This is a genomic window from Rhodococcus sp. Ni2 (assembly GCF_021352185.1).
Lineage (GTDB): Bacteria > Actinomycetota > Actinomycetes > Mycobacteriales > Mycobacteriaceae > Rhodococcus_F > Rhodococcus_F qingshengii.
Map to the genome: position 1 here is coordinate 1,379,932 of NZ_WOXZ01000002.1, position 14,969 is coordinate 1,394,900.

1 protein-coding gene (running past one end of the window) is annotated in these 14,969 nt (G+C 61.8%); it reads left to right on the top strand.

Annotation, left to right across the window (positions count from 1 at the left end; translation table 11 throughout):
- On the top strand, window positions 1-14,969 hold the 5' portion of the coding sequence (locus GN300_RS20110) for a non-ribosomal peptide synthase/polyketide synthase (protein WP_374229176.1). 13,804 nt of this gene lie beyond the right edge of the window; 14,969 of the gene's 28,773 nt are visible here — the first part of the coding sequence; it begins with the start codon at window positions 1-3; the stop codon falls past the right edge of the window.

Below are 14,969 nucleotides of genomic sequence, written 5' to 3' on the forward strand. Positions count from 1 at the left end.
GTGGGCGTGAATTCGCTGGGTAACGGAGAACTGGGGAGCGGCAAGCCGGAGGTCGGCAGCTCGCCGGAAGACGTTCAGCGATCCGACGCATTCCCGCTTTCCGCGGCCCAGCTCGGTATGTGGTTCGCGCAACACCTCGATCCCGCCGTTCCGGTCAACATCGCTCAGTACGTCGAACTCCGTGGTGCTCTGGAACTTGACGCCCTTCGGCAGGCCTGCGCAGACGCCGGTCGCGAAATCGGGTCGGCCTTCGTCCGGATCTTCGAGATCGACGCCCAGCCTTACCAGATCATCGACCCCGCACTCGATGATTCGGTCGGTTACGTCGACCTTCGTAGTGAAGACGACTCGCACGACGCTGCCATGCGGTGGATGCGAGCAGATCGCAGCCGGCCGATCGACATGCTCACGGACCGCTTGATCTCTGCCACGATCCTGCGGCTCGGCGAGAATCGCTACTACTGGTACACACGGGTCCACCACACAATTCTCGACGGTTTCGGTGCGTCGACGTTCGTCACTCGTGTGGCGGAGCTGTACTCGGCGCGCGTGGAGGGCCGGGATCCGGAGCCGAGTGAGGCCTCCGATCTCCGGAACGTCTACGAGGTGGACAACAAGTACCGCCAGTCGAGTCGTTTCGAAACCGATCGCAAGTACTGGGCAGACAAGATCGAGAATCTCGACGAGATCTCGAGCCTCGCGGGTCGAAGTGCCGCGCCGGCTCCAGTCAGTCGGATCGACAGTGCAGCGCTGTCCAACCACGTCGAGGCTCTGCTCGGGCGGTTCCTCGAGCGCATCGAGAAGACCACTGTTGCCGGCACTGTCGTCGCGGCGTTTGCGGCGTACCTCGCTCAGATGACCGGACGAGAGGACGTGTCGCTGAGTCTGCCCGTTTCCGGTCGAACAACAGCCGTGCTGCGTCGATCCGGAGGCATGGTCTCCAACGTCGTGCCGCTGCGCCTGACCGTCACCGCGGACACCACCGTCCAGGAGCTTCTGGACGATGTCAGGAACGAAATGTCCGGCGCACTGCGCCACCAGCGATACCGACACGAGGACATGGTTCGCGGCGGGGACGGGCCGGGCCGGGGCGGATTCTTCGGCCCCTGGATCAACATCATGATGTTTTCCACCGAGTTGGCGTTCGGGCCCCTCGTCGGCGAACTTCACATCTTGTCCACGGGTTTGATCGAAGACCTCGGTGTCAACCTGTATCAGAGCGTCGGCGATACCCGCACACACATCGACTTCGAGTCGAATCCCAATCTGTACGCGCCCGCGGACGCCCAGCGAAATCACTCGCGGTTCGTAGAGTTTCTCGAGAAGTTCGTCTCGGCCGAAACGAGCCGCAAGGTCTGGGATCTTCCTGTCGCAACCGACGAGGAGCGAAACAAGGTTGCCTTGTGGAACCGCACCGGCTTCCACGTTGCCTCGCAGACCATCACCGAAGCATTCGAGCGTCAGGTCGAGAGAACTCCCGATGCCACCGCTGTCATTTTCGAAGGCGCCAGCCTCACGTACGCCGAATTCGACTCTCGCGCAAATGGTTTGGCTCGTCAACTCATCGCCATGGGTGTTGGGCCCGAATCGCTTGTAGGACTGTCGATCCGCAGGTCTTTGGACTTGATGGTCGGTCTGTACGCGATTGCCAAGGCCGGCGGAGCCTGGGTACCGGTGGATCCCGACCACCCAGCCGACCGCACCGCCTACATTCTCGAGTCGGCGCAGCCCACGTGTGTTGTGACCACTGCGCGGGACGACGTGGATCTGCCCTCGGGCACACGGGTCATCGAGATCGACACACTGGACTATGGGCAGCTCGACAGCAGGCCGATCGTCAACGCGGATCGCCTGTCTCCCTTGCATTTCTCGAACACTGCGTACGTGATCTACACCTCGGGTTCGACCGGTCGACCCAAGGGTGTCGCGGTCACTCACGCGGCGATCAACAATCAGCTTCAGTGGATGAACGCCGAGTACGGGCTGTCGGCGTCGGACATCTACCTGCAGAAGACCGCTACGACATTCGACGTGTCGCTGTGGGGATTTTTCATGCCGTTGCAGGTCGGCGCCACGCTCGTCGTCGCGACTCCGGACGGTCATCGAGACCCGATCTACGTGGCGAACAAGATCGCGGAGCTCGGCGTCACGATCACCGACTTCGTGCCATCCATGCTCACGCTGTTCACTGCGAATGCACCTGCCGGATCTTGTGATTCGTTGCGCCACGTGTTTGTCATCGGCGAGGCGCTCCCGCCCGAGACGTCTTCCGCCTTCCGCGAACTCTGTGGAGCCGGACTGCACAACCTGTACGGTCCGACCGAAGCCGCGGTATCGGTCACGTACTACGAGGCCGTGGCCACGGATACTACTTCCGTGCCGATCGGTATGCCGCAGTGGAACACTCAGGCGCACGTACTGGACGGGCAACTTCGCCCGACCCCCATCGGGCAGCCGGGTGAGCTCTATCTCGCCGGCGTTCAACTCGCGCGCGGATACGTTGGTCGACCGGACCTGAGCTCGGATCGGTTCGTAGCCAATCCGTACGGCACGGCCGGTGAGCGTATGTACCGGACCGGCGACCTCGTTCGTCGCCGTGAGGACGGAAATCTCGACTACATCGGGCGTACAGACTTCCAGGTGAAGTTCCGCGGGCAGCGCATCGAACTCGGCGAGATCGAGACCGTCCTTCTGGCGCACCCCGACGTTTCGCAGGCTGTCGTTTTGGTGACCGTCACCCCGACCGGTGATCAATTGGTCGGCTACGTCGTGCCGGGTCCAGGCCGAAACATCGATGCTGCGGTGCTCAGTGAGTTCGCCGGCCGAAGCCTCCCGTCGTACATGGTTCCGGCCGCGTTGATGGTGCTCGATGCGTTGCCGCTCAACACGAGTGGCAAATTGGATCGTGCCGGGTTGCCCGAGCCGGTGTTCGCGAGTGCGAAGCAGTACCGCGAGCCCCGCACCGAAATCGAACGCATCGTGGCGGACGTGTTTGCCGACGTTCTCGGTGTCGAGCGCGTCGGTATCGATGACGACTTCTTCGAGCTCGGTGGAAACTCTCTGGTTGCAACACAATTAGTGACGCGAGTGGGTTCGGCATTGGGAGTGCAACTCGGCGTTCGAGAGCTCTTCGAATCCACCACGGTCGCCACCCTGGCGGCCCGCGCCGAGTCGGTGGCGGGCAACGCCAGGCAGCTCACCCCGCTGATCGCCAAGCCTCGTCCCGAGGTCGTCCCGCTCTCGCTTGCGCAGCAGCGCATGTGGTTCATCAACCGTCTCGATCCGTCGACGCCCGCCTACAATCTTCCGTTCACGGTCCGGCTCACCGGTTCGGTGGACCCGTCCGCCCTGCATGCCGCGGTGATGGATCTTCTCGAGCGACACGAGTCCTTGCGGACGATCTACCCTGATGTCGACGGAACCGCGCAACAGCTGGTTCTGCCGGTCGACCGGGCCGCGGTGGAGTTGAATCCGGTCAAGATTCGGAATTCGCATCTCGACGCGGCGCTGTTCGACGTGGCGTCTCGCGGCTTCGACGTGACGCTCGAAATCCCGGTACGGGTTGCCCTCTTCGAGGTGTCTCCGACGGACTACGTCCTGGTGATGGTTCTCCATCACATCGCTGCAGACGGACTGTCGTTCCGTCCGCTCGCACGTGACCTTCTCGTCGCCTACTCGGCGCGAAGTGAGAAGTCTGCGCCGGCGTGGACGCCGCTGCCGATTCAGTACGCCGACTACGCCCTGTGGCAGCGCGAAGCACTGGGATCCGACGAAGACCCGCGCTCGGAGTCGTCTCGCCAGATCAACTTCTGGCGCCGGGCACTTGCCGATCTGCCGGATCAGTTGGATCTGCCGACCGACCGACCTCGTCCTGCCATCGCGTCCAATCACGGTGCCAAGCACCATTTTCAGATCAGCGAACGCACGACGCGCAAGTTGAACGAGTTGGCGCGCTCGAGGAGCGTCTCGCTGTTCATGGTGTTGCAGGCGGCATATGCAACGCTGTTGAGCCGGCTCAGTGGTACCTCCGACATCGCGATCGGTGCCCCGATCGGCGGGCGAGGCGATCAAGCGCTCAACGACGTGATCGGCATGTTCGTGAACACCCTGGTGCTTCGCACCGAGGTCGATCCGAACGAACGATTCGAAGAGTTGCTCGCTCGGGTAAGGGAATCGGGCTTGTCTGCCTACGGGCATGCCGATGTGCCGTTCGAGCGGTTGGTCGAAGTCCTGAGTCCGGCGCGTTCGCAGGCTCGTCACCCGCTGTTCCAGGTTGCGCTCACTGCGGAGATCAGTGGACGACGCGAACTGGAATTCTCAGGTGTCAAAGCAGTTGCAGCTGAATTGGAAGTCCCGGTCGCCAAATTCGATCTCGAGCTCATGGTGTCCGAGAATCCTGAAGGCAGCGAAGACTCGGACGTCTTGAGCGCCACCTTCACCTATGCCACGGACCTGTTCGATCCGGCCACGGTGAACACTTTCGCTACTCGGTTCGTGCGCATCCTCGATGCCGTGGCTACCCGACCTGAAACGATCGTCGGCGATATCGACCTGCTCTCACGCTCCGAGCGCACCGATCTGACGGTCGTAGCCGCGGATGACACGATGCCCCGGCAGAGTCTCGTCGACATCTTCCTGTCCGGCACGGCTGAGGCGGATTCGGTTGCTGTGCGCTTCGAGGGTCGATCGATCACCTATCGAGAGCTCGATGAGCAGTCGTCGAAGCTCGCTCGGGTTCTGATCGGACGTGGCGCCGGCCCCGAGACCATTGTTGCTCTCGCCTTTCCTCGCTCGTACGAGATGGTCTGTGCAGTATGGGCGGTGGCGAAGTCAGGGGCGGCATACGTCCCAGTCGACCCGAGTTATCCGGAAGATCGTGTCCGGCACATGCTGGCCGATTCTTCGGCCGCGATCGGACTCACGTCGGGACAGTTCGTAGATCAGCTTCCTGCGGTCACAGAATGGTTGGTCCTTGACGGCCAGGCGCTGAACGGAGAACTGTCGGCGCAATCTTCAGCGCCGGTCACGGACGAGGACCGAATTGCTCCGATTCACAGTTCTCACGTTGCATATGTCATTTACACATCCGGTTCCACGGGAAAACCGAAGGGTGTCAGCGTCACTCACGGTGGACTCCGTGGCGTCAGAGACGCAGCACAGCGTCGCTACGGGGTAGAACAGTCCTCGCGCTTCCTCCATATCTGTTCACCGAGCTTCGACCCGTCGGTACTCGAATGGATGGTCGCCTTCTCCGCGGGTGCAACTTTGGTGATCGTTCCGTCGACAATTATCGGTGGACACGAGTTGTCGGATCTTCTTCATTCCGAGAAGGTCACACACGCGATCATCACTCCCGCAGTACTCGGGACCATGGAGCCGGCAGAGCTGCCTGAATTGCGAGTCGTCTCCGTCGGCGGTGACGTGACCACTCCCGAGTTGCTGGCGAAATGGGCCCCAGGGCGCGCCTACTTCAATGGGTATGGTCCGACCGAGACCACTATCATCTCGTCGTTCGGCGATCTCGCGATCGGCCGATCGATCGACATCGGGCGTCCCGTCGAGGGCATGTCGGCACTGGTACTCGACGAGCGTCTGCATCCTGTTCCAGTCGGTACCAGGGGAGAGCTCTACTTTGCGGGCGCTGCATTGGCTCGCGGCTACCATGAGCGGCGAGGCCTTTCTGCGGAACGGTTTGTCGCCAACCCGTATTCGCCGGATGGCGAGCGAATGTACCGGACCGGCGATGTCGTGCGCTGGACCGGCGGAGACGCGCGCGGTGACGCGGGGGTTCTCGAATACGTCGGCCGCAGTGACTTCCAGGTCAAGGTTCGCGGATTCCGTATCGAACTCGGTGAGATCGACGCAGTTCTGTCCTCGCACGAGTCTGTGCGCTTCGCGGTGACGGTCGGAAGCGAAGGCGCGGCGGGTGTCACAACCCTCGTTTCCTACGTCGAACTGGCTGACGGGTCGAGTTTCGATCGGGACGTGCTCGCCTCGTTCGTGGCGGAGGCTCTGCCGAGCTACATGGTTCCGTCCGTCATCATGGAACTCGCTGAGGTTCCGTTGACCCCGGTGGGCAAATTGGATCGCCGGGCTTTGCCGGAGCCTGTTTTCGAGGTCCGCGAGTTTCGTGCACCCACCACGCCGGTGGAAGAGATTGTCGCGCAGGTGATTGCGGATGTTCTCGGAGTGGAACGAGTCGGCCTCGACGACGACTTCTTTGAACTCGGTGGCAACTCCCTGGTGGCCACTCAGGTCACCTCCCGATTGGGGCGGGCGCTCGACACTACGGTGCCGGTGCGAACGCTATTCGACGTTTCCACCGTCGAGGCGCTCGCCGCACACATCGAGTCGCACGTAGGTAGCGGCGGGCAGAAGGCGCTCGTCGCACAGGTGCGTCCCGCGGAAATTCCGTTGTCGCTGGCGCAGCAGCGCATGTGGTTCCTGAACCGCTTCGACACCGACTCAGCTGCTTACAACATCACTTTTGCTCTGCACCTGACTGGTCATCTCGATACTGCCGCGATGGAAATGGCGCTGGAGGACGTACTGGCCCGGCATGAGGTGCTCCGAACGGTATATCCGGACGGGGCTTCCGGACCGAAGCAGTCGATTCTGTCGCTCTCGGAGGCGTTCGGCGGGCTGACCGTGGAGTCGGTTTCGGATCAGGACGAGCTCGAAAGTCGAGTCGCTGCAATCGGATCCTCAGCGATCGACGTCACCGTCGACGTGCCGATCCGTGTCCGCCTGTTGACGGTCAGCGACACCGAGCACACCCTTGCGATCGTGGTTCATCACATCGCCGCTGACGGTTGGTCGATGGCGCCCCTGGCTCGCGATGTCATGATTGCCTACTCGGCACGCAAGGACGGGATCGCGCCGGCGTGGCAGCCGTTGACTGTGCAGTACGCCGACTATTCGTTGTGGCAGCGTGAGGTTCTGGGGTCGGAAGAGGACTCGGAATCACTGATCTCGCAGCAGATCTCGTACTGGACCGAGACTCTGGCAGACCTACCGGATGTGATCGAGCTTCCGTCGGACCGGTCTCGGCCTGATGTGGCGTCGATGCGCGGCGAGCGATTCGCGTTCGAGATCTCCGGGGATGTGCACCGTCGATTGGACGCGCTGGCACGGGAGAACAACGCGACGCTCTTCATGGCGTTGCACTCGGCGCTTGCCGTTCTGATGGCCCGACTGAGCGGGACCTCGGACATCGCCGTGGGCACTCCCGTTGCCGGTCGCGGGGACGAGGCGCTCGACGATCTCGTCGGTATGTTCGTCAACACGCTTGTTCTGCGCACCGAGGTCGACCAGGCCCAGGCATTCACGGATCTGCTGGCTGCGGCGAGTGATTCTGCGCTCGGAGCGTTCGCTCACTCGGACGTGCCCTTCGAGCGGTTGGTGGACGTCTTGGCTCCCGCCCGGTCGCAGGCCAGACATCCGCTCTTCCAGGTTGTGCTGTCCTTGCAGAATCTCGCGCAAACGGCATTGGAACTGCCGGGACTGGCGATCAAGGCCGCCGAAATCGACACGACCACTGCCAAGTTCGACCTCGAACTCGCAGTAACAGAGTCGATCGGCGAAGACGGGATCCAGCAAGGGCTCTCGGCCGAATTCACGTTTGCTGCAGATCTGTTCGACGTTTCGACGGTCGAGGGGTTTGCTCGGCGTCTGGTTCGTATCCTCGAGACTGTCGTGTCGGTTCCTTCGATTGTCGTTGGTGACATCGATATTCTCGATGCGGCCGAGCGGGGTGTGCTGGCCGATGTTCATGGAGGTCAGTCGGTCTCGGGAACCCTGGTCGAGATCCTCACAGCGGCGGCCGCTTTGGATCCGTCGGCGGATGCGATTCGCTTCGACGGTCAGTCGATCAGCTACCGCGAACTCGACGAGCGGTCGTCGCGACTCGCTCGTGTTCTGATTGAGAAGGGCGTCGGGCCGGAGGATCGGGTCGCGATCGCGATTCCGCGTTCGGCCGATTCGGTTCTCGCTCTGTGGGCAGTGGTGAAAACGGGTGCTGCATTCGTGCCCGTCGACCCGACGTATCCGGTTGACCGTATCGCCCACATGATCTCCGATTCCGGTGCGGTGCTGGGTCTTGCGCTCAGTGACGTCGAGGCAGGATTGCCGTCGGCGTTGACGTGGGTTGTTCTCGACGACGAGAAGACAATGGCGGCGTGCGCGGCAGAATCTTGCGCGCCGGTAAGTGATTCGGATCGACGCAGTGCGATCGACGAGCGGCAGCCTGCTTACGTCATCTACACCTCTGGCACCACGGGTCTGCCCAAGGGCGTTGTGGTCACCAATGCGGGTGTGGCGAACTTCTGCGCCGAGCAGGTCGAGCGCTATGCGCTGACCGCGGATGCTCGGACGCTGCATTTCGCCTCGCCGAGTTTCGATGCTTCTGTTCTCGAGTTGCTGATGGCATTCGGAGCAGCATCGACGATGGTGATTGCGCCGACGACGGTGTACGGCGGCGCGGAATTGGCCGAGATCTTGCGCTCGGAGGGCGTGACGCATGCGTTCGTGACGCCCGCTGCGCTGGCATCAGTGGATCCGAGCGGGCTCGACGCGTTGCGGGTGGTTGTCGTCGGTGGCGAAGCCAGTTCGCGGTCTCTCGTTGCCAAGTGGGCGGTGCCGCTTCCGGATGGCGGTGTGCGTGGATTCTTCAATGCGTACGGTCCGACGGAGTCGACAGTCGCCTCGAACATCAGCGATACGCTGACCGCGTTTGATCGTATGAACATCGGCGGCCCGATTCGGGGAATGGCCGCGCGGATCTTGGACGGCCGCTTGCAGCCCGTTCCGGTTGGTGTCGCAGGTGAGTTGTACGTGTCGGGTGTTCAGGTCGCTCGTGGATACCTGGGACAGCCGGCATTGACAGCGGGTCGTTTTGTCGCAGACCCGTTCGGGGCGCCGGGAGAGCGGTTGTACCGCACGGGTGACGTGGTCCGGTGGATCGACGGTGGCGCAGTGGAGTACGTGGGCCGCAGTGACTTCCAGGTCAAGATCCGTGGGTTCCGTATCGAACTCGGCGAGATCGAGGCCGCGCTGACCCGTTGCGCGGGCGTTGCGCAAGCTGTTGCTCTCGTTCGTTCCGACGATCACTTCGGAGATCGTCTCGTTGCATACGTCGTGCCGCAGGCCGGCGCCGAGGTGGATCCCGCACAGGTCATCGAGTCGGTGTCGACGTTCCTGACCGGCTACATGGTCCCCGACTCAGTACTGGTACTCGATTCGATTCCGTTGACCACCGCGGGCAAGACGGACATCAAGGCTCTGCCCTCGCCCGTGTTCGAGTCCAAGGTGTACCAGGCGCCGATCACGACCGTCGAAGAGACTGTCGCGCAGGTGTTCTCCGAAGTTCTCGGAGTCGCACAGGTTGGCCGCGACGACGATTTCTTCGAACTCGGCGGCAACTCGTTGATCGCGACCCGTGTCGCCGCTCGGCTGGGAGAGGCGCTCGACACAAGCGTTCCGGTTCGTGCGCTCTTCGAAGCGTCGACCGTGCAGTCACTCGCCGTCCGGCTCGAGCTGCACGCCGGTTCGGGCGCCACCGCCCCACTGGTGCAGCAGCCCCGGCCAGCTCGGATCCCACTTTCGTTGGCGCAGCAGCGCATGTGGTTCCTGAACAGGTTCGAACCCGCGTCGGCAGTGAACAACGTCCCGGCGGCGATCAGGATTTCGGGCGCCCTCGATGTGGCAGCTCTTGACGCCGCCGTGATCGATGTCGTGGGCCGACACGAATCACTGCGAACTGTGTATCCAGACGTCGACGGCGTCGGCTATCAGGACGTCCTCGACGTCCAAGACGTTGTCGTCGACCTCAGCCCCGTGTCGATCACGGAAGATCGCCTGGCTGCGGGCGTCGCCGAGCTGGCGACAGTCGGCTTCGACGTGACGTCCGAAGTCCCGTTGCGCGCCAAGCTCTTCAAAGTCGGCGACAGCGAATACGTTCTGGTGTTCGTCGTGCATCACATCTCGACCGACGGTTTCTCGATGGGTCCGTTGACCCGTGACGTGATGGTTGCCTACGAAGCACGTACACGAGCGTCGGTGCCGGCTTGGACGCCGTTGCCGGTGCAGTACGCCGATTACTCGTTGTGGCAGCGTGAGGTTCTCGGGTCCGAGGACGATCCGCGGTCCGTGATCGCGAAACAGATTGCGTTCTGGTCGGATGCGTTGGCTGATCTTCCGGAGCAGTTGGATCTGCCTGCCGATCGTCCTCGTCCCGAGGTCGCTTCAGGGCGCGGAGCCGAGGTCGAGTTCGATATCGACGCCACCCTGCACGAAGCTGTCAATTCGATTGCGCACAGCAGTAACTCGACACCATTCATGGTTGTTCACGCAGCGCTCGCCGTCGTACTTTCTCGTTTGTCCGCAACGACCGACATCGCGATCGGTACACCGATCGCGGGTCGCGGTGAGGCGCAGCTCGACGATCTGATCGGTATGTTCGTCAACACTTTGGTGTTGCGTACCGAGGTTGATCCGTCGATGTCGTTCACGGATCTGTTGGCGTCGGCGCGTGAAGTGGATCTACAGGCGTTCGCGCATGCGGATGTTCCGTTCGAGCGTGTGGTGGAGGTTCTCGATCCGGTTCGTTCGCAGGCTCGTCATCCGCTGTTCCAGGTGGCATTGACGTTCCAGAACCACGAACAGACAACGCTCGAACTGGGCGACCTCGAAGTGTCGATCGAAAGTGCCGATCTTGCGCTGGCGAAATTCGACCTCCAGTTGACCCTGACCGAACGAACCGACGAGGCCGGCGCACCCGCCGGAATGTCCGCCTCTTTGACGTATGCGACGGATCTGTTCGACGAGTCGACCGTTGTGGAATTCGGTGATCGGCTGGTAAGGACCTTCCGTGCGGTGACTGCTGATCCCACCGTAGCGGTGGGTGACGTTGACATCTTGGTCGATGGAGAACGAAACCTGCTGTCCCGCTTCAGTGCCGGCCAGATCGATCGTGGTGTGGATTCGACGTTGTCGGCGTGGTTCGATGATGCTGCTGCGCGGTTTGGTGATCGGGTTGCGGTGCGGTTCGGTGGCGAGTCGTTGTCGTATGGTGAGTTGTCGGTGCGGGCTAATCGTTTGGCGCGCAGGTTGATTGCTCAGGGTTGTGGTCCGGAGTCGTTGGTGGCGGTGGCGTTGCCGCGGTCGGCGGATCTTGTGGTGGCGTTGTTGGCGGTGGTGAAGTCCGGTGCGGGGTATTTGCCGGTGGATCCGTCGTATCCGGCTGATCGTGTCGAGTTCATGTTGGCTGATGCTGCTCCGGTGGCTGCGATTTCGTGGTCCGGGCGTGAGTTGGTGTTGCCCGCTGGTTTGCCTGTGGTTGATATCGACGCGGTGGATGTGTCGGAGTTCGATGGTTCGGTGGTGGCGGATGCGGATCGTGTTGCGCCGTTGCGGTCGTCGAATGTTGCGTATGTGATTTACACGTCGGGTTCGACGGGTCGCCCGAAGGGTGTGCAGGTTCCGCACACGACGGTGGCGAAGTTGTTTGCGAATACCGAGGGTGTGTACGGGTTCGACGAATCCGATGTGTGGACGATGTTCCACAGTTATGCGTTCGACTTCTCGGTGTGGGAGTTGTGGGGTCCGCTGTTGTACGGCGGCACGTTGGTGGTTGTGGATTATGTGACGTCGCGGTCGCCGGAGCAGTTCTTGGAGTTGCTTGCTGCTGAGCGGGTGACGGTGCTCAATCAGACTCCGTCGGCGTTCTATCAGTTGGCCGAGGCTGATCGGTTGGCGTCGGAATCCGGTCGGGCCGCTGAGTTGTCGTTGCGGTGGGTTGTTTTCGGCGGCGAGGCGCTCGAGCTGCGTCGCTTGTCGGATTGGTACGGCCGCCGCGGTGACTTCGCGCCGACGTTGGTGAACATGTATGGCATCACGGAGACGACGGTGCATGTGAGCCATCGTGTGTTGGATGCTGCGTTGGCGGCGGATGCGTCGGCGAGTGTTGTGGGTCAGGCTATTTCGGGTCTGCAGGTGTTCGTGCTCGATACGCGTTTGGCTCCGGTGCCTGTTGGTGTCGCGGGTGAGATGTATGTCTCTGGTGTTCAGTTGGCTCGGGGTTATCTGGGTCAGGCGGGGTTGACGTCGACGCGGTTTGTGGCGAATCCGTTCAATGCCGGCGAGGTGTTGTACCGCACGGGTGACGTCGCGTCGTGGAACAGTGCTGGTGATTTGGAGTATCTGGGTCGCGCGGATGATCAGGTGAAGATCCGTGGTTTCCGGATCGAGATCGGTGAGATCGAGTCTGCGGTGTTGGCGGATGTGTCGGTGGCGCAGACGGCGGTGGTTGTTCGTGAGGATTCTCCGGGTGATCAGCGGTTGGTGGCGTATGTGGTTCCGGCTGCGGGTGTGAGCGTTTCGGTCGACGATCTTCGGGTGTCGGTGGGTTCGTTGTTGCCGGAGTACATGGTGCCGTCGGCGTTTGTGGTGTTGGATTCGATTCCGTTGACGGTGAACGGGAAGTTGGATCGTCGGGCGTTGCCGGTTCCGTCGTTGCAGGTTGCGGTGTTCCGTGCTCCGACGTCGGTGGTGGAAGAGGTTGTTGCGCAGACGTTTGCGGATGTTCTGGGCGTCGAGCGTGTTGGTTTGGATGATGATTTCTTCGCGCTCGGTGGTAATTCGCTGATTGCGACGCAGGTGACGTCTCGGTTGGGTCAGGCGTTGGATGCTTCGGTGTCGGTGCGGGAGTTGTTCGAGGCGTCGACGGTGGAGGCGTTGGCTGCTCGTTTGGGTTCTCATGTCGGTGGCGGTTCACGTGCGGCGTTGACTGCGCAGGTGCGTCCGGTTCGGGTGCCGTTGTCGTTGGCGCAGCAGCGCATGTGGTTCCTCAACCGATTCGACACCGATTCTGCTGTCAACAATGTCCCTGTTGCCGTTCGGCTCACGGGTGCGCTCGATCTGGCGGCCCTGAATTCGGCAGTTCACGACGTTATCGGCCGTCACGAGGTTCTGCGCACGGTCTACCCCGAGGTCGACGGCGTCGGCTACCAGAAGATATGCTCGGTAGAAGATGTCTCGATCGATCTCGGCGCAGAACGCGTCACAGACGACCGAATCCAGGCGGAGCTGTATTCGCTCTTCGCCCAGGGCTTCGATGTCACTGTCGAGGTTCCGTTGCGCGCCAAGCTTTTTCAGGTCGCTGATGACGACTTCGTGTTGTCGTTCGTGATGCATCACATCTCGACCGACGGCTTCTCGATGGGCCCGTTGACCCGCGACGTCATGACCGCCTACTACGCCCGAACCAACGGCCAGGCTCCGACCTGGACGCCGTTGCCGGTGCAGTATGCCGACTATTCGTTGTGGCAGCGTGAGGTTCTCGGGTCCGAGGACGATCCGCAGTCCATGATCGCGAAGCAGATTGCGTTCTGGTCGGATGCGTTGGCTGATCTTCCGGAGCAGTTGGATCTGCCTGGTGATCGTCCGCGTCCCGAGATTGCTTCAGGGCGCGGCGCCAATCACAGTTTCACCATCGAACCGCAGCTGTGGTCCGAGCTGGACGAACTGGGCAAGGCAACGAACGCAACTCCGTTCATGGTTGTTCACTCGGCTCTGGCGGTGCTGTTGGCACGACTGTCCGCGACGACCGACATTGCGATCGGTGCCCCGATCGCGGGTCGTGGTGAAGCCGAGCTCGATGACGTGATCGGTATGTTCGTCAATACCTTGGTGTTGCGTACCGAGGTTGATCCGTCGATGTCGTTTGCCGAGTTGTTGGCGTCGGCGCGTGAGGTGGATTTGCAGGCGTTCGCGCATGCGGATGTTCCGTTCGAGCGTGTGGTTGAGGTTCTCGATCCGGTTCGTTCGCAGGCTCGTCATCCGTTGTTCCAGGTGGCGTTGACGTTCCAGAACCTTGGACAGAGTGCTCTCGAACTGCCCGGACTCACCGCCGCTGCTGTGGAATTCGACGCAGCACTGGCCAAGTTCGATCTGCAATTCACACTTGAAGACGCCGCTGACGCCGGTATGTCCGGCACCCTGACCTACGCGACGGATCTGTTCGACGCGTCGACAGCGGCCGAGTTCGCTGATCGGTTCGTGTCCGTCCTCCGTGGCGTTGTCGCGAATCCGGCCGCTGCCGTTGGCGACGTGGATGTTATGACCGCCGGTGAGTTGGATCGCGTTCTGTCATGGAGCGACACGGGTGTCGACAGTGGTGTGGATTCGACGTTGTCGGCGTGGTTCGATGATGCTGCTGCGCGGTTTGGTGATCGGGTTGCGGTGCGGTTCGGTGGCGAGTCGTTGTCGTATGGTGAGTTGTCGGTGCGGGCTAATCGTTTGGCGCGCAGGTTGATTGCTCAGGGTTGTGGTCCGGAGTCGTTGGTGGCGGTGGCGTTGCCGCGGTCGGCGGATCTTGTGGTGGCGTTGTTGGCGGTGGTGAAGTCCGGTGCGGGGTATTTGCCGGTGGATCCGTCGTATCCGGCTGATCGTGTCGAGTTCATGTTGGCTGATGCTGCTCCGGTGGCTGCGATTTCGTGGTCCGGGCGTGAGTTGGTGTTGCCCGCTGGTTTGCCTGTGGTTGATATCGACGCGGTGGATGTGTCGGAGTTCGATGGTTCGGTGGTGGCGGATGCGGATCGTGTTGCGCCGTTGCGGTCGTCGAATGTTGCGTATGTGATTTACACGTCGGGTTCGACGGGTCGCCCGAAGGGTGTGCAGGTTCCGCACACGACGGTGGCGAAGTTGTTTGCGAATACCGAGGGTGTGTACGGGTTCGACGAATCCGATGTGTGGACGATGTTCCACAGTTATGCGTTCGACTTCTCGGTGTGGGAGTTGTGGGGTCCGCTGTTGTACGGCGGCACGTTGGTGGTTGTGGATTATGTGACGTCGCGGTCGCCGGAGCAGTTCTTGGAGTTGCTTGCTGCTGAGCGGGTGACGGTGCTCAATCAGACTCCGTCGGCGTTCTATCAGTTGGCCGAGGCTGATCGGTTGGCGTCGGAATCCGGTCG